At 71.0% G+C, this 16,156-nt stretch carries 14 protein-coding genes; 8 read left to right on the top strand and 6 right to left on the bottom strand.

Annotated features, from left to right (window positions below; genetic code table 11):
• Positions 1 to 16 precede the first annotated feature (16 nt).
• Positions 17 to 811, bottom strand: a complete 795-nt coding sequence (locus IH68_RS0129170) for a hypothetical protein (RefSeq protein WP_030940832.1) — start codon at positions 809 to 811, stop codon at positions 17 to 19.
• Positions 812 to 1,096: 285 nt separating this feature from the next.
• On the opposite strand from IH68_RS0129170, the gene IH68_RS0129175 reads away from it, so the two are divergent.
• Positions 1,097 to 1,621, top strand: a complete 525-nt coding sequence (locus tag IH68_RS0129175; RefSeq protein WP_030940834.1) for a hypothetical protein — start codon at positions 1,097 to 1,099, stop codon at positions 1,619 to 1,621.
• A 250-nt stretch (positions 1,622 to 1,871) separates the two neighbouring features.
• Here IH68_RS0129175 and IH68_RS0129180 read toward each other — a convergent pair whose 3' ends face one another.
• Entirely contained in the window at positions 1,872 to 2,588 is a 717-nt protein-coding gene (locus IH68_RS0129180; RefSeq protein WP_030940836.1) for a Crp/Fnr family transcriptional regulator, read from the bottom strand.
• A 61-nt stretch (positions 2,589 to 2,649) separates the two neighbouring features.
• Positions 2,650 to 3,858, bottom strand: coding sequence for an MFS transporter (locus IH68_RS0129185; protein ID WP_030940838.1), 1,209 nt, complete (start codon positions 3,856 to 3,858; stop codon positions 2,650 to 2,652).
• A gap of 83 nt (positions 3,859 to 3,941) precedes the next feature.
• On the opposite strand from IH68_RS0129185, the gene IH68_RS0129190 reads away from it, so the two are divergent.
• The 3 genes from IH68_RS0129190 (at position 3,942) to IH68_RS0129200 (ending at position 6,391) form a co-directional block, all read left to right on the top strand.
• Complete coding sequence (locus IH68_RS0129190) at positions 3,942 to 4,937, top strand: ArsR/SmtB family transcription factor (protein ID WP_030940840.1); 996 nt, start codon at positions 3,942 to 3,944, stop codon at positions 4,935 to 4,937.
• A gap of 9 nt (positions 4,938 to 4,946) precedes the next feature.
• Positions 4,947 to 5,456 carry a glutathione peroxidase gene (locus IH68_RS0129195; RefSeq protein ID WP_030940842.1) on the top strand — a complete coding sequence of 170 codons (510 nt, stop codon included), beginning with the start codon at positions 4,947 to 4,949 and terminating at the stop codon, positions 5,454 to 5,456.
• A gap of 68 nt (positions 5,457 to 5,524) precedes the next feature.
• Entirely contained in the window at positions 5,525 to 6,391 is an 867-nt protein-coding gene (locus tag IH68_RS0129200; RefSeq protein ID WP_030940844.1) for a MerR family transcriptional regulator, read from the top strand.
• A gap of 122 nt (positions 6,392 to 6,513) precedes the next feature.
• Here IH68_RS0129200 and IH68_RS0129205 read toward each other — a convergent pair whose 3' ends face one another.
• Together IH68_RS0129205 and IH68_RS0129210 are read right to left on the bottom strand one after the other, a co-directional pair.
• Positions 6,514 to 8,409 carry a membrane protein gene (locus tag IH68_RS0129205; RefSeq protein ID WP_030940847.1) on the bottom strand — a complete coding sequence of 632 codons (1,896 nt, stop codon included), beginning with the start codon at positions 8,407 to 8,409 and terminating at the stop codon, positions 6,514 to 6,516.
• 201 nt (positions 8,410 to 8,610) lie between these two features.
• Positions 8,611 to 11,688: a D-alanyl-D-alanine carboxypeptidase gene (locus tag IH68_RS0129210; RefSeq protein WP_030940849.1), complete on the bottom strand. Its 3,078-nt coding sequence runs from the start codon at positions 11,686 to 11,688 to the stop codon at positions 8,611 to 8,613.
• 232 nt (positions 11,689 to 11,920) lie between these two features.
• Here IH68_RS0129210 and IH68_RS0129215 point away from each other — a divergent pair, with 232 nt between their 5' ends.
• The 3 genes from IH68_RS0129215 (at position 11,921) to IH68_RS53660 (ending at position 14,297) form a co-directional block, all read left to right on the top strand.
• The gene (locus IH68_RS0129215; protein ID WP_030940851.1) at positions 11,921 to 12,679 is read left to right on the top strand and encodes a GOLPH3/VPS74 family protein; all 759 of its coding nucleotides are present in this window, start codon (positions 11,921 to 11,923) and stop codon (positions 12,677 to 12,679) included.
• Positions 12,680 to 13,033: 354 nt separating this feature from the next.
• On the top strand, positions 13,034 to 13,891 hold the full coding sequence (locus IH68_RS0129220) for a helix-turn-helix domain-containing protein (RefSeq protein WP_030940853.1): 858 nt from the start codon (positions 13,034 to 13,036) through the stop codon (positions 13,889 to 13,891).
• 214 nt (positions 13,892 to 14,105) lie between these two features.
• On the top strand, positions 14,106 to 14,297 hold the full coding sequence (locus IH68_RS53660; RefSeq protein ID WP_078912651.1) for a DUF397 domain-containing protein: 192 nt from the start codon (positions 14,106 to 14,108) through the stop codon (positions 14,295 to 14,297).
• Between the two features lie 117 nt (positions 14,298 to 14,414).
• On the opposite strand, the gene IH68_RS0129230 is transcribed toward IH68_RS53660, so the two are convergent.
• On the bottom strand, positions 14,415 to 15,254 hold the full coding sequence (locus IH68_RS0129230) for a hypothetical protein (protein ID WP_030940856.1): 840 nt from the start codon (positions 15,252 to 15,254) through the stop codon (positions 14,415 to 14,417).
• A 79-nt stretch (positions 15,255 to 15,333) separates the two neighbouring features.
• Here IH68_RS0129230 and IH68_RS0129235 point away from each other — a divergent pair, with 79 nt between their 5' ends.
• Complete coding sequence (locus tag IH68_RS0129235; RefSeq protein ID WP_030940859.1) at positions 15,334 to 16,119, top strand: SDR family oxidoreductase; 786 nt, start codon at positions 15,334 to 15,336, stop codon at positions 16,117 to 16,119.
• Positions 16,120 to 16,156 lie beyond the last annotated feature (37 nt).

Here is a 16,156-nt window from a genome sequence, read left to right on the forward strand (position 1 = left end):
AGCCGTCACTCGGAGGTCACTTGGAGATGCCGAAGACGGCGCCCGGAGCATGGACGGTTCCGGGGAACACCTGAACTACCGTGTCGCCAGGAGCAGTTGGCGCACTCGGGGGGCGCACGTCGGGCACTTCACCACCCCCGCTTGCGCCGTCATCCGCCCCACCACCATCCGCGCCGCTCCTGGCCGCCCCGCCGACGGACGGCGCCTCCGCCGCCCCGCCCAGGTCGAGCGCATGCACGTCGTACCCGGGCACCCGGATCCACGCCCGACCCGCGTACTCCTTCTCCGCGATCCGCACCTCGCGGAACTCTTGCGCCCGGATCGTCGTGTACGCCTCGCGGATCACGTCGTTGAAGACCGTCGAGGAGACCGCGAGGGCCAGACAGGCGTCGGGGGCGGCCGCCAGGGCCGACTTCAGGACCGCGCTGTCCAGCATGCGGCCGATCTCGACCGGGGCGCGGCCCTCGAAGCCGTTGGCGGCCGGGGACGCCGTGCCGAAGTGCACGGCCGCCCGCAGCCGCAGCCGGGCCTCGGGCAGCCGACCGTGGTTGAAGGCGCGCAGGCCGGCGTCCAGGTGCCGCATGAAGGTGTCCACGAGGTCGGGCTCAGAGGCGCCCTCGGGCAGCACGGCGAACACCGAGTCCCCGCCCACCTGTGTCTCCCACCGCTCCCGCGCCAGGCCGGCCGCGGCGGCCGACTCGCCCAGGAGCAGCTGGATGGCCTCCTGCAACTGGCGCTGCGTCAGCACGTCGACGCCGCCATAACCCTTCGCATCAACCGCCAGCAGCAGTCTGCGACCGAACGTTCCCATAGTCGAACTCCCCGCTCCCTGAATGGAACACACCGGCGCCCGCTCCCCCGAACATGCGGACGCCGGTAGGCCAGTGGTACACGCCCGGGCCGCCGTGAACCCCGTCGAAGTACGGGATGCGGAAAGGAGCAAAAAAATACCGGGATCCGGCCAAGTCGTAGGCGAATTCCACGAATTGGGGCGGATGGGGTTCTTGGTCCGATCCCGGATAAATGCAGGATTGCGTCGGCCGGACCGGTGTCTCCTGGAAGCGACGCGTCGTCCGTCGACCGCAGGAGGAGCCGAATGCCGCCCATTGCCGCCCAGCCGGACAGCCGTCCCGCGCAGTACATGTTCACCGCCCTGCAGACCACCCACCAGCACGCCGACACCAAGGCCGGGATCCTGGCCGCCGCACAGGCCGCGCTGGTCGGCACGGCCGGCGTCTGGAGCGGGCGGGCCCTGCACGCCGCCGAGCGCGGTGGTGCCACTGGTGTGCTCGCCGGCACCCTGCTCGCCCTGTTCCTGTGCGGGCTGTTCGGCGGCGCCGGATTCCTGGTGGCCACCCTGCGGCCCCGCGTGCTGCGGCCCGTCGGCGCCAACCGCTACAGCTTCGCCCACCTCGCCTCGGGCCCCGACATCCTGCCGTCCGACGGGGAGCCGGACACCACCGACCTTGCCCTGGAACGCCGTGAGTTGTCGCAGACGGTCCGGTTCCTGGCTCAGGTGGCCGTGCGCAAGTACCGGTGCCTGAGCGCCGTCGTGGTGTGCACTGCGGTGATGGGCGTCAGCGCCGGGCTGCTGGTGGTGTTGCGGCCGGTGCTGGCCTGAACACCGGCACCGCCGGCACGTATTCTCACCTCTCGGGTGCCTCGGGGCCCTCGGGCGCCAGATACCCAAGCCCGGGAGCCGCAACCCGCCGAAGCCGCACACGCCCCGGCCCCCCACCAGACCGCCGCCCGCAAGTACCGCTGTCCGACCACCACCGGAATGCGCACGGCCACCACGGACGTCAGCGCCGGGCTGCTGGTGGTGTTGCGGCCGGTGCTGGCCTGAACACCGGCACCGCCGGCACGTACTCTCACCTCTCGGGTGCCTCGGGGCCCTCGGGCGCCAGATCCGCCAGTTTCCGGAGCCGGGGCAGGTCACGGATCACCGTGGAGCCGTATCCGGTCTCCAGCAGGCCCTCCTGGCGCAACTCGCGCAGGCCTTTGTGGATCGTCGTCTCGGCGGCCCCGGTGAGCGCGGCGAGCTCCGGCTGGGTGAGCCGGCAGCCGAGGACCGCGCCGCCCTCGACCGGGTGGCCGTAGGACGTGGCAAGCTCCACCAGCAGCCGGGCGAGCCGCACCTTGGCCGGATATCCGCGGAAGTCCAGGCGCCGGCGGTTGGCCCAGCGCAGCCGCTGGGCGATGATCCCGGTCAGGGTCAGGTGCACGTCCGGTCGGCGCGCCAGCAGCGAGTGCAGTTCGGCGGGTTTCCATATCCGTGCGGTCACCAGGCCGCACGACGTCACGGTGGCGGAGCGCGGCGCCCCGTCCAGCGCCGCCATCTCTCCGACGGTGTCGCCGCCCACCCGGACCGCGAGCAGGGACTCCTCACCGTTCTCCACCCGGGCGGTCACCTTGGCGAAGCCGGAGAGCAGCAACAGCACATGCCGGTCGGGCCCGCCCTCCCGCAACAGCACGTCACCCGCTTCGAACCGGGTCTCCACCCCCAGCGCGAGCAACTCCTGCCGGGCCTGCGGGGACACCGCCCCCAGCAGACCGCGCGCGGGCCACTTCACAGGGTCGTACGACATGGGCGCTCTCCCCCGGACTTTTCGACGAACGCACCCTTCAATGCTGCCCGTTGCCGAGGCCTCAGGGACGGGAAACCACCGTACGCCGTGCTGCCCGGCCACCGGCTGGGGACTCGGTGCGCCGTCCCGCCCACGCCAGCGTCGATGTCACGACAGCCGACGCGGCCGCCATCACCGTCATCGCCGTGGCGGGCGAGGTGAGTTGGGCCACCGAACCCGCCAGGGCCGCGGCCACGCCCTGCATGGTGAGCATTCCGGCCGAGTGCAACCCCAGGGCGTGGCCGCTCAGTTCGTCCGGGGTGAGGGCCATCAGGCGCTCCTGCTGGACGAGGCTCGCGCCGAAGCCGGCGGAGGCGATCACGGCGAGGACGGCCGACCAGGGCAGCGCGGGCTGCAGGGCGAAGAACAGGTACGGCGTGGCCAGCAGGAGGAGCAGCGGGGTGGCGAGCCGGGGGCGCAGCGCGGGCGGCACCAGACGGCCGACGGTGACGTCGCCCACGAACATACCCAGCGCCCCGCAGGCGAACAGCGCGCCGGCCGCGTGGGGGTCGTAGGAGACGTAGAGGGATTCGCAGCCGACGACCAGGCCGTTGGGGAGCCACAGGCCGAGGTAGGTGAGGCGGCGTGGGCGCGAGGACCACAGGAGGGTGTTCGTGCGCCAGGTCGCCGCGGCGGACGGCCGGCCCGAGGAGCGCGGCGGGCGGGCGGTCAGGCCCAGCCGGGTGCCGAGGGCGGCGGTGGCGTAGAGCGCCGCCGAGATGAGCAGGCAGGCGTGCGGGGACAGGACCGTCAGCAGGGCGCCGCCGGTCGCGAACCCGGTGATCTGCATCAGGCCGGAGAGCATGTTGAACACCGAACGGCCCAGCAGATAGCCGTCCTTGGAGAGGATCTCGTTCAGCAGCCCCCAGCGCACTCCCCCGCCCAGCGAGGCGACCAGGCCCTGGACGAGGACGACGCCGAAGACGGCCGCGACCGGCAGCCCGGGCAGGGCGAGGACGGCCGTACCGGCCGCGAAGGCGAGACCGATGCCGGCCAGCGTCGACCTCGGCGGCAGCCGGTCGGCGCCCGAGAGGAGGAACGTGGCGCCGAGCACCTGCGCCAGCTGAGGGCCGAACATGCTCACCGCCGACAGCAGCGGCGAGTCGGTCATCCGGTAGACCAGCGTGCCGAGTGCCAGGGCGCCGATCGTCTGGGCCGCGGTGTGGGCGGCGGAGGCGAGGAAGAACGGGGTGAACTCCGGGGTGCGGAACAGGTCTCGGTAGCTGCGCATGCACGGAGTCTCGGGAGGGCCGGAGCCCGCGCGTTATTGTTTCGCGCCGACGCGAAAGGTCGTGGGAGGTCGGGGGTGGCTCCATGGGCTGGTGGCAGATCAACGCGGACACCCTCGCGGGCAGCCGGTTCGTGCTGTCGCCGATGGCCGAAACCCTCGCCTCCCTGAAGCTGCTGCACGCGGGCGAGGCCGCGCACCCGGGCGAGCGGGCCTGGCTGGACCGGCATCTGCCCGGCTACCGGGAGCGGCTGGCCGCCGATCCCGTCACCGCGCAGCTGCTGCGCGCAGGGCTCGGGCGGGTGTGGACCGCCGACTTCCTCGCGCCCACCCCCGGCGACGCGGAGAGCTTCGAGGAGGGGGTCGCACGGGTGCGGGCCACCGCCGCCGACCGGGCCCGCGCCGACCTCGTCGTCTCCCTGGCCGGCGGCCCGCTGCCCGCCGCCCTGGACCGAGACGACCTGCCCGAGCGTGCGGCCGGCCTCTTCTGCTACGTCTGGAACGAGACCGTACGGCCGGACTGGGACCGGCGCCGGCGCATCCTCGAGGCCGATGTCGTCGCCCGCACCGCGCAGGTCAGCCAGGGCGGCTGGGCGACCGTGCTCGACGCGCTGCGGCCCGGTCGGACGCGCTGGCTCGGCGACAACCGGCTGCAGGTGAACCTGCACGAGTACCCGCCGCGCGAGATCTCCGGCGCCGAACTCGTCTTCGTCCCGGTGACCCCGCAGCGCCAGGGCGGCTGGGTCTCCTGGGAGGACACCCGCCGGCGGTACGCCCTCGTCTACCCGTGCACCGGCGCCCTGGCCGGCGACCGACCGTCCGCCGTCCCCGCGAGCCTGGCCGCGCTCCTCGGAACCGCCCGCGCCGGAGTCCTCGTCCTTCTCGCCTCGCCCATGAGCACGAGCCAGCTCACGGCGGTGACCGGCCAGGGCCTCGGTTCGGTCGGCCGGCATCTGAAGGTGCTGCTGGACGCGGGGCTGGTGGAGCGGCGGCGGGCGGGCCGGTCGGTGCTGTACTCACGGACGGCGGCCGGCGGGGTTCTGGTGGAGGCCCAGAACCGGGACGACACGTACCGGAGTTAGCATCCGCTTATGACGACTGCAGACAGCAACGGCGCCGCCCCCCTCGACGTGGAGATCGGCGCCCTCAAGGGCGGATCCGCCGACCTCTCCCAGTACGAGGGCAAGGCCGTCCTCATTGTGAACGTGGCCTCCAAGTGCGGGCTGACCCCGCAGTACACCGGGCTTGAGCGCCTCCACGAGCGCTACGCCGAGCAGGGCTTCACCGTCCTCGGCGTGCCCTGCAACCAGTTCCTCGGGCAGGAGCCGGGCAGCGCCGAGGAGATCGCCGAGTTCTGCTCGGCGACGTACGGCGTGACCTTCCCGCTGACCGAGAAGGTCGAGGTGAACGGCGAGAACCGGCACCCCCTCTACGACCGTCTGACCGGCTTCGCCGACGCCGAGGGGCACAGCGGTGACATCCGCTGGAACTTCGAGAAGTTCCTGATCGGCAAGGACGGCAAGGTCGTCGCCCGCTTCTCCCCGCAGACCGAACCGGAGGCCGCGGAGGTCGTGGCGGCGGTGGAGAGCGCCCTCGCGTAGCCGGGCGTTGACCTTGCCCCTGGGGCAAGGACGAGCGTTCCCGTCACCGGGCGGAAAGGACCCGTCCGGTGACGGAGGATGCTCAGGTGGACGACGAACTGCTCACCATCGGTGCGTTCGCGACCCGGGCGCGCCTGTCGGCCAAGGCACTACGGCTCTACGACCGCCTCGGCCTGCTCGCACCCACGCACGTCGACGAGCTCAGCGGCTACCGCTACTACCGCGCCGACCAGGTGGAACGCGCCCGGCTGGTGGCATTGCTACGGCAGCTCGACATGCCGCTCGCCCGGATCGCCGAGGTGGTGGAGGCGGACGGCACCGAGGCCGCCGACCGGCTCGCCGCCTACTGGGCGGACGTCGAGACTCGCATCGCAGGGCAGCGGACGCTCGCCGAGTACCTCCGTGGACGACTGTCGGGGAGGAGCTCCGAGATGTACGGGAAGTTCGTGGTCGAGACGGTGGACGTGCCCGAGCAGGTGGTGATCACCCAGTCACGGCACACGCTGCAGGACGAGTTGCCGGCGTGGATCGATGCGTCGCTGGACCGGCTGGTGCCGGTGGCCGACGAGTGCGGGGGTGTCGCGGCGGCGCCCTACGTCGTCTACCACTCCGAGGTGTCCATGGAGAGCGACGGCCCCGCCGAGACCTGTGTGCCGGTCGCGGACGAGGCCGCGGCACGGGAGTGGGCCGAGCGGCACGGGCGGAGCTGGGACACGAAGGTGCGGGTGGAGCCGGCGCAGCGGCTGGCGTACACCCGGATCACCAAGGCGCAGGTGGCTGCGCCGCAGATCGGGGCCGCCTTCGAGGCGGTGGAGCAGTGGATCGCTGGGCAGGGGCTTGAGCAGGCGGGGCCGTGCCGGGAGGTGTACTTCGCGGACTGGGCTGCGGCGGGGCCGGAGGATGCGGTGTGTGATGTGGCGTTTCCGGTGAGGTGAGTGGCTTTGGGGCGGCGTCGGTTTTTTCGCCCCCGCCGCCCCTTCCCGTCCCATCCCTGGGGGCTGCGCCCCCAGACCCCGGCTTTCGGCCTGAACGGCCTCGTCCTCAGACGCCGGACGGGCTATTTGAGCTCGTCCGGACAGGGGGTCCCGCGAGGCAACTGGTACGGCGCGCCCAGCCGGTACGTTCCCGCCTTCGGGGCCAGCAGGATGGTCCACTTGTCGCCCTTGTCGTCCTCCTGCGTCTGCATCAGGCAGCCGTTGACGTTGTCGAACGACTTGGGCGTGCCGTCCGCGCGGTGCTTGGAGGCGTATGTCTCCTGCGGGGGTTTGACGCCCTTGCCCTTGGTGTCGACCAGGCCGAGCCACGGGGAGTAGGGGACGCGGATCAGGACGCGGCCGGGCTTCTTGACCTCGATGGTCAGCTCGCCCTGGGCCGCGCGGTCGACGGTGGCGGGCGGGTCGGCGAGCGGGGTGGGGTCGGTGACGCGGAACAGCTGCCAGTTGGCGTCGCCCCAGATCTGCTTCAGATACGGCATGCCCCGCTGCACGAGCTCCCGCTCGCGCTCCCCGCCGTCGCCGTCCGGCTCGCCCTTCGGCAGGACGACGAAGTGGACGGCCCAGCGCTGCAGCCACTCGTGGTAGTTCGCCGAATTGAGGGTGTCGTCGTAGAAGAGGGGGTTGCGCTCCATGTCGGCCTGGCGGTTCCAGCCGCGGGCCAGGTTGACGTACGGGGCGAGGGCGGAGGCCTCGCGGTGGGAGCGGGCGGGGACGACCTCGACGCGGCCCTTCTCGGCGCCGACGCCCTGGAGTTCGTTCACCAGGGGGGCGAGTTCGCGCGCCCAGGACGCGGCGGGCGACGTGTGGATGATGTCGTCGACCGACTTGAAGCCGATCCAGCCGGTGAACCCGAGGAACGCGAGCACGGTGACGTACCACTGGCGTGAGCGCGGGACCGTGAACGGGAGCGCCGCGACCAGCGTCACACCGGCGAAGAGCATCGCCAGCCGGGTGATGTTGGAGCCGATCTGCGAGCTGACCAGCCAGACCGCGAGGACTGAGAGGCCGTAGACCGCGGACGTCAACCGGACCGTCGTCCACTCCTTCGGGACGAGCACGAAGGAGAGGACCGCGTACAGGAACGGCAGGATCACCGACCAGAAGGTCATCGGCTGGGTCCCGGAGAAGGGGAACAGCCAGGCCGACACGGCCACCACCGCGGCCGGGGTGAGCCCCAGGGCCCAGGCGCCGGGACGGCGTTTCTGCAGGAACAGGGCGACGGCGACCAGCCCGACGAACAGGCCTGCGACCGGTGACGACATCGTCGCCAGCGCGGCCAGCGGGGCCGTGCACAGGGCCTTCGCCCAGCGCTTGTAGCGCCACTTGTACGGCCAGCAGAAGACGGTGGCGACCGCGCCCAGCGCGAACATCGTGCCCAGGCCGAAGGTCACCCGGCCCGAGACCGCGTTGCACAGGAACGCGAAAAGTCCCGCCAGCGACGCCCACAGCGGGTTCTTCACGCTCCGGCTGCGGATGAGGATCATCGTCAGCAGGCCGGCCGAGAAAGTCCCGGCGATCATCATCGTCGTACGGACGCCGAGCACCGACATCAGGTACGGCGAGACCACGCTGTACGACACCGGGTGCATACCGCCGTACCAGGCGAGGTTGTACGCCGAGTCCGGGTGCCGGCCGACGAACTCGGCCCATGCGTCCTGCGCCGCCAGATCGCCACCACTGTTCGCGAAGGTGAAGAACCAGACGATGTGGAGTACGCCGGACAGGGCGGTGAGGGAGAGCACCGGATGGCGCAGCAGACGCTCGCGCAGGGCGAGGAAGGCGGCCGTCGCACGTGACGTGCTGTCGCTGTTCGCCCGCTCGCTCACCTGCGGACGATCAGTGTCACTTCCGTACATACCGGGCACACCGTCCGTGCGCGGTGCGGGCACGCGTATTCGCGGGCCGGTTCCCGGTCCCGGATCGGCGTCGTCGGCGCGTGTCGGCTCCGCAGTGGCCACCTGAAGGCACTCCCCGTGGTGTCCCGTCTTCTGTTCTGGGACGCGTCCCGTTGTCCGCTGGTTCGCGGCTGCGTCCCCGGGGATTTCCCGGTCGCGTCCCGTGAGCGGCGGCCTGCCCCGTTTCGTGACGCTAGCACGCACCCCGCCGGGGGGCTCCCTGGTGGGCCCGCCGACGGGGTGCGACGGCATCCGCGGCTGCTGTCAGCCGAGGCGCTTGAGCTTCGCCGTGAAGCCGGGTTCTGCGAGGTCCTTCTGCAGCGCGACCGGGACCTTGACCGCGCCGCTGGTGCCGTCGCCCACGGTGAGCGTGCCCACCTTGGTGCCGGCCTTCGCGGTGTGCGGGACGTCGTCGGCGTCGAAGGACAGCTTCACCTTCAGGCCCGCCCAGCCGACCGCGGCGACGTCCTTGGTGAGCACTACCGGCGTGTGACCGCCGAGCTGGTCGTCCACGTACCCGACGACGTCGCCCTTCTTGAGTATCTTCGTCGAGGTCAGCGCGTCCCGGGCGGCGAGCATCGCGGTCTTGCTGACGTGGTTGACGGTGTCGATGATCGGCGCCGTTTGCTGGTCGAGGATCGCGCCGACGACGGTGACCGTCTCCCCGCCGACCTCCTTGGTGGCGGCGAACAGGAGATTGCCGCCGGCCTTGCTGGTCGTACCCGTCTTGATGCCGATGGCGCCGTCGAAGGGGACGAGCTTGTTGTAGTTGCCCCACTCCTTGCCGGAGGGGTCGACCCATTTGGGCAGCTTGGTGATGTCCATCAGGGCCGGGATCTTCACCAGCTCGTTGCCGAGCTTCACCTGGTCCTCGGCGGTGGAGACGGTGGTCTCCTTGAGGCCGGAGGCGTCGGTGTAGGTGGTGTTCTTCATCCCGAGCTCCTTGGCCGTGTCGTTCATCTTCTTGATGAACGCGGCCTCGGATCCCTCGTCCCAGCGGGCCAGCAGCCGTGCGATGTTGTTCGCGGACGGGATCATGACCGCCGACAGGGCCTGCTTCTCGGTGAGGACGTCACCCTTCTTGACGGTGTTGAGGGTGGACTCGTTGTGCTTGTCGTAGCCGCCCTCCTTCTCCGCCAGGGCGTCGACCGTGATCTTCTTGCCCTCCTCGCCGGGCTTCAGCGGGTGGTCCTTCAGGACGATGTACGCGGTCATCGCCTTGGCGACGGAGCCGATGGCGACGGGGGTCTGCTTGCCGAAGTTCCCCATCGTGCCGATGCCGTTGACGTCCATCCAGCCCTGGCCCTCGCTCGGCCAGGGAAGGCCGGCCTTGTTGCCGTCGAAGGTGTACGAGTCGTCGGCGGTGAGCGCGAGGGTGGGGGTGGGCAGGGGGCGCACGGCCTGCACGATCGCAAAGATGATCGCGAGGAGCAGCACCAGCGGGGTCCAGATCTTGACCCTGCGGATGAGCGTGCGGACCGGGGTCTGCGGCGGCGGAGGCGTGTTGGTCAGCTCGGCCAGCAGGTCCAGCGGCGGCTTCGGGGGCAGCGGCTGCTGGGCGGTGCGCTCGGGGCCGACCTGGGGGACGGGGGCAGTCGCGTCCGCGGGCTGGCGCGGCGTGCGCGGTTCGTCGAGGGGCTTGAGCGCTACGAATTTGCTGGTGCGCTCGGCTTCGGACGGCTCGGGGGTCTTGGGCGCCTTGGTGCCGCCGCCCAGCTTGAGCATGGTGGTGGGGTGGTCGAGCTGGGGCTTGGTGGGGCGCTTGAAGACGGCGGTGGGCTGGTCGACGGGCCGGTCCTCGGCCTCGGCCTCGCCTTCGGCCCCGGCGCTCCCACCCGCACCCCCCGTACCACTTTCGTCGTCACCTGCGGGTGCCCCCTCCGGGGCTCCCTCGCCGTCGGCGGCTGCGGGTCCGTCGTCGGCGACGGGTTCGCCGTCCGCTTCGGCTTCGCCGCCCGTTCCGGGCCCGTCGCCGGTGCCGGGGCCGTCGCCGGCTTCGGGCCCGTCGCCCGTCCCGGCGTCGGCGTCCGCTCGGGCATCAACATCCGTTTCGGAGTCGACGTCCGTTTCAGACTCGGCGTCCGTTTCGGAGCCGGCATCCGCGACGGAGTCAGCGCCCGCCTCGATCCCGGGGACAGCGTCCTCCGGGCCCTCTTCCGCTTCTGCCTCCGCCTCGTCGGAGTCGGCAGCAGCCCCGTCCTCGACATCGCTGTCGGCGTCGGGGCCTGCTTCCGCTTCCGGCTCCGCGGCAGCGTCCTCGTCGGCCTCAGCGGCCGTCTGAGCGTTCTCGGGCTCCTCGGGGTCCTTGGAGTCCCCGGAGCGGACCCACGCGGCCACAGCAGCCCGCAGCCGGGCGTCACCGGTCTCGTCGCCCTTGGTCGCGGCGGCGTCGGTGGCGACCGCGTCGTCGGCGGAATCCGCAGCATCGGCACCACCGGCCGCCGCGCCCTCGACGTCGGAGTCCTCCGCCTTCGCAGCCCCGGACTCCTCACCCGCGGTCCTCTGGGCCCCGGGCCGCGCGGCCGCGGGCTCCTCAGCCGCAGCCGCCTCGCCCTTCGCCTCCGCAGTCCTCGGCTTCTCAGCCGCGGCCTCCTCGGCCCCGGGCTGCGCGGCGGCGGGCTCCTCAGCGGCCGCCTTTCCGGCCTCCGCCTTCACGGTTCCGGGCTCCCCGCCCTCGGGCTCCTCAGCCCCAGACTCCTCGACCTCGGCCCCCTCAGCGGCGGCCCCGGCCACAGGCTCGTCGGCTTCCGCCATCGCAGCCCCGGACTTCACAGCCGCAACCTCTTCGGCCCCAGACCGCTTGGACGCGAGCTCCTGAGCAGCGGCCCCGGCAACAGCCTCGCCCGCCTCGGCGGCCGCCGGCTCCTCAGCCGCGGGCTTCTCGGCCCCAGGCCCCTCAGCCGCAGCCGCAGCCCCGGCCCCGGGCGTGTCCGCCACAGCCTCCCCGGCCTCCGCCTCCGCAGCCCCGGACTTCACAGCCGCAGCCCCCTCGGCCCCAGACCGCTCGGCCTCGGGACCCTCGGCCACAGCCTCCCCGGCCTCGGCCTCCGCAGTCCCCGGCTCCTCGGCCGCCGTCCCCCCGGCCTCCTCGACCGCGGTCTTCAGATCCCGTACCGAGAACACCCGTGTTGCCGTGTCGACGCCTCCGCGTGACTCCGGCGTATCGGAGGATGTGGACGGTGAGCCGGTTTCCCGGGCCACCGAGAGACGGGGATCGCGCGCCGGGCGCTCCTGGGTGCCGGACTCGGGAACCGGGCCCGTGTTCCCCGACGTCGGTTCTGCCGACGACTCGCGCTTCTTCGACCTGTCGGGGGACTCGCCCGCCACCGATGCCTCCTCCATGCCGCACGCCCTCCGTGCGGCTACCGAACCGTGAACCCGAACCGTGCACCGCCGCCCGAACACCGCTCAAACGCGCTGTCCGAACCATGTACCAGTGTCCTGTGTGCGGGCTTAACCCCTGCGGTAGACGAGAACGACATACCTACTGGTTCCCTCACAAACAGGTCACGCACCCTCGACAGACCAATGTGAGAGGGGTCACCCTGTCTTTCATCCACGCGGGGAGGCATGGATGGGCAGGAGCCGCAGAACACTTCCGGAGGAGCTTCTGCTGCTGGCGTTGGACCCGGCCACGGGTACCACTGCACAGCCGCAGTCGCTCGACCTCGGTCTGGCCGGAGCACAGCTAGTGGAGCTGGCGCTGGCCGGACGGATAGCCCCAGACGGGGATCGTATCGCCGTGGTAGCCCCACGGCCGACTGGAGATCCAACATTGGACTGTGCGTTGGAGCTGCTGCGCAGGCGTGGCGCTCCGGTGCGTGCAGTGAACTGGATTGGCGGGCCCCGGCTGGGACTGCGCCAGACCTACCTCTCGCATCTGGAGCGGTGCGGCATGGTGCATGCCGTGGCGGGTCAGATGTGCGGAGTGCTGCCGACGACTCGCTATCAGGCGACGGACAACGAGATCAGCCGGGAGATCAGAGCCCGGCTGGACACCGCGATCCGCACCGGCGTACCGCCGGACCCGCGGACCGCCGCACTCGCCGCACTGGCACACGCGGTCGGCCTCGGCAAGCACCTGTATCCGGGGAACGAGGGGCGTTCGTCCCGTTCCCGGCTGCGGGATCTGATCAGGCACGACCCCATGGGCGGTCTCGTCGCGCACGCCGTGATGGACGTCCAGAACGGCGTGGGCGCACAGCCACGCCGCAACCCGGCCCCGGCCGGCCGCCAGGCCGCCGCCGGACCGGCCAGGTCCGCACCGGAACCCGCTCGTGGCGTTCCGATGCAGCCGCGCCGCGGTTCCATGGCGCGCGTCGTGGCCCACTGAGCCGCAGTTCCACGACGGGCGGCACGAACCGCAGCAGTACCGCACGATGCACCGCAGCACCACGCACCGCCGAGCGCCGCACCGAGCCTGCAGAGGCAGTCCCCGAGACCCGGTACGGGAGCCGCTGGTCCGCGCGGGGCAGCGGGGCCGTACGTCATCCGTCCCTACGGATGCCGTAACGGTTCCGCTGCCCCGCGCGGCCGTTTTCCATGAACTCGTGAACTGGCATGTATGCAGCGCATATACGCCGTTTCCCAGCGGTACCAAGTCCCTTGGTGGCAGTCTGCTCAACAGCAGATACGCAAAGTGGCAAAGTACAGCTAGCGCAGGCACGCAGCCGGAGGTGCACGTCTCGTGGCGTCCAATGTCAATCCCACCGTCAGGCGACGCCGGCTGGGCCAGGAGCTGCGTCGGCTCCGCGAGCTCAAGGGCATGACGGCCGAAGAGGTCGCCGAGCGGCTGCTGGTGTCGCAGTCGAAGATCAGCCGGCTGGAGAACGGGCGGCGCAGCATCAGCCAGCGCGACGTCCGCGACCTGTGCGGGGTGTACGAGGTGGAGGACCACCGGATCGTCGACTCGCTGATGCAGATGGCCAAGGACAGCCGCCAGCAGGGATGGTGGCATTCCTTCGGCGACATCCCGTACAGCGTCTACATCGGGCTGGAGACGGATGCGGCGAGTCTGCGGGTGTACGACCCCCAGGTCGTCCCGGGGCTGTTGCAGACCCGGCAGTACGCGGAGGCGCTGATCGCGGGGGCGTTGCCGGAGACGGCGGCCACGGACGTCGAGAAGCGCGTGCAGGTGCGCCTGCGTCGGCAGGAACGAATCACCGCCCCGGAGAACCCGCTCCGGCTGTGGACGGTGATGGACGAGGCGGCCGTGCGCCGGGTCGTGGGCAATCGTTCCCTCATGCGCGACCAGCTGGAGTACCTCGTCGAGCAGTCCCAACTGCCGCACGTCACCGTGCAGGTGATCCCCTTCGACATGGGCGCCCACCCGGGGCTGAACGGCCAGTACGCGATCCTCGAGTTTCCGGACGCGGCGGACTCCAGCGTGGTCTACATCGAGGGCGTCACCAGCGACCTGTATCTCGAGAAGGCCAACGACGTGCAGAAATACAGCGTGATGTACGAGCACCTGCGCGCCCAGGCCCTGAATCCGGACCAGTCACGGCAGTTCATCGCGGACATCGCGAAGGAGTACGCGCGCTGAAGCGCCGAAAGGTACACCTTCCCCGGGTCGGACTGGAAGACCCATCTGGAATATGCCACCCGGTCGAGTGAATGGTCACTTCGTACGTCGAGGTTGGCGAGTAGCGTCGATCACGCCACCACACACCAAGGGTTGGCGCAAACCGCGCTGTGGGTTCGGAGTCGGATCCGTCGTGCGGTGACAGCAACTCAACAACTGGCATTCCGGAGCAAAAATGGCAATTCGTCAGGGCGCCACGGACACCTGGACCAAGTCCTCGTACTCCACGGGCAACGGCGCGTGCGTCGAGATCAAGTCACCGGTCCGCGCGGCTATGGCCGTCCGGGACTCCAAGGTCCCCGAGGGTCCCGTACTGGCCTTCCCGGCCGACGCGTGGAACACCTTCGTCGGCTCGATCAAGGCGTAGGGGGGGAGGATCTGCTGATCCTCGACTGCGTTCGCCTTCCACAATTTCACAAGCAGCACTTGAAGAGCCCTCTCGTCCAGCCCGCCGTCCTTGCCGAGGGGGCTCGGCTTGTGCCCCCTACCTGAGCCTGTCCACGTACTTGTCCGTCCCCGGCACCGTCGGGACGAAGGGCGCCACCAACTCCACCCGCCCCAGCCCCGCCTCCTGCACCGGCCCGTCCAGGTCCGCGAAATACGCCTCCCAGCACTCGCGCGGATCCGCCTCCAGGAACCACAGCAGGGTCAGCCTCGTCTCGACGCCCTCGACCTGCTTGACGTACGTCATGCGGTCGCCGGGCAGGGGCGTCGGGCGGAACACGGTCACCATCGCGGCCGGTGAGCCCGCCACCCGCCTGGGCAGGTGGCGGGAGCGCAGCCACTCCAGCAACTCGGCCCGCTGCTCCGCCGATTCGGCGTCGATCACCTCGACGACCAGGCCCGCGTACGGGTGGTCGAGGGCGTGGAAGTCGCGGGGCCCGGCGGCCCCGTCCCGGTAGACCGTCGCCTCGTGGTCCTGGAACGCCGTGAAGACGTGCGTACGGTCCTGGTAGACCCGGGCATCGCGGTTGAGGCGCTTGTTGATCGCGACGGTCCACCGCATGTGGTCGTCGTAGCGGCCGTCCGTGATCCAGTACGTCGAGATGTAGCAGCCCGCGGTGACCGGCTGGGCGATCGCCGACTTCTCGGGGTAGCGCAGGAGTTGGAGGTCGCGGGTCGCCACCCAGCGGCGCCCGGCGTACATCCACGGCATGGCCATCGCGCCGGCGTAGTAGTGGTCGTCCTCGTACCAGCGGTTGTACGCGTACTCGTGGCCGGGGTGCGGTTCGACCATGGTGATCAGCGCATGGCCGGGGCGGACCCCGTACGGCCCCACGGCGGCCAGCTCGGCGTACACGTCGCTACGGGTTTCCTCGCTCACGTCGCTCCCCTTCCGTCCTCCGCCGGTCGCCCATACTCTGACGCCCCGTCAGATAAATCGCCATACCCGGGAGGCTCCGATGTCACTGCTCACGGGCAAGACCGTCGTCGTGTCGGGGGTCGGCGCCGGGCTGGGTCACCAGGTCGCGGCGGCGGTCGTGCGCGACGGCGGCAATGCGGTGCTCGGGGCGCGCACGGAGGCCAACCTCGCCAAGACGGCCGCCGAGATCGACCCGGACGGGACGCACACGGCGTACCGGGCGACCGACATCAGGGACGAGGGGCAGTGCGAGGCGCTGGCGGCGCTCGCCCGGGAGCGGTTCGGGCGGATCGACGCGGTCGTCCATGTGGCCGCTCTGGACAGCCACTTCGGCGGCCTGGAGGACGCGGACTTCCTGACCTGGCAGTCGGTGATCGACGTGAATCTGCTGGGGTCGTTGCGGATGACGCGAGCCTGTCTGCCGGCGCTGAAGACGTGCGGGGGCTCGGTGGTGTTCATCGGGACGCAGTCGTCGGTCGCGGCCCCCACACAGGTGAAGCAGGCCGCGTACGCGGCCTCGAAGGGGGCACTGACGAGCGCGATGTACTCCCTGGCGCGGGAGCTCGGGCCGCATCGCATCCGGGTCAACACCGTACTGCCGGGCTGGATGTGGGGGCCGCCGGTGCAGGCGTACGTCCGGTTCACGGCACAGACGGAGGGCGTGCCGGAGGCCGACGTACTGCAGCGGCTGACCGGGCGGATGGCGCTGCCGGACCTGGCGACGGACGGGGACGTGGCGGACGCCGCGGTGTTCCTGGCCTCGGACCGGGCGCGGGCCATCACGGGGCAGTCGCTGCTGGTCAACGCGGGGGAGCTGATGCGCTGACCCCCGCACGAGCTGGTTCATGTGCATGAACGCAGGT

This window comes from Streptomyces sp. NRRL S-646 (assembly GCF_000720765.1).
Classification (GTDB): Bacteria; Actinomycetota; Actinomycetes; order Streptomycetales; family Streptomycetaceae; genus Streptomyces.

Excerpts from the sequence above, each read along its gene's own strand:
- IH68_RS0129170 (WP_030940832.1), bottom strand. The coding sequence starts at position 811 with ATGGGAACGTTCGGTCGCAGACTGCTGCTGGCGGTTGATGCGAAGGGT.
- IH68_RS0129175 (WP_030940834.1), top strand. The coding sequence starts at position 1,097 with ATGCCGCCCATTGCCGCCCAGCCGGACAGCCGTCCCGCGCAGTACATG.
- IH68_RS0129180 (WP_030940836.1), bottom strand. The coding sequence starts at position 2,588 with ATGTCGTACGACCCTGTGAAGTGGCCCGCGCGCGGTCTGCTGGGGGCG.
- IH68_RS0129185 (WP_030940838.1), bottom strand. The coding sequence starts at position 3,858 with ATGCGCAGCTACCGAGACCTGTTCCGCACCCCGGAGTTCACCCCGTTC.
- IH68_RS0129190 (WP_030940840.1), top strand. The coding sequence starts at position 3,942 with ATGGGCTGGTGGCAGATCAACGCGGACACCCTCGCGGGCAGCCGGTTC.
- IH68_RS0129195 (WP_030940842.1), top strand. The coding sequence starts at position 4,947 with ATGACGACTGCAGACAGCAACGGCGCCGCCCCCCTCGACGTGGAGATC.
- IH68_RS0129210 (WP_030940849.1), bottom strand. The coding sequence starts at position 11,688 with ATGGAGGAGGCATCGGTGGCGGGCGAGTCCCCCGACAGGTCGAAGAAG.
- IH68_RS0129215 (WP_030940851.1), top strand. The coding sequence starts at position 11,921 with ATGGGCAGGAGCCGCAGAACACTTCCGGAGGAGCTTCTGCTGCTGGCG.
- IH68_RS53660 (WP_078912651.1), top strand. The coding sequence starts at position 14,106 with ATGGCAATTCGTCAGGGCGCCACGGACACCTGGACCAAGTCCTCGTAC.
- IH68_RS0129235 (WP_030940859.1), top strand. The coding sequence starts at position 15,334 with ATGTCACTGCTCACGGGCAAGACCGTCGTCGTGTCGGGGGTCGGCGCC.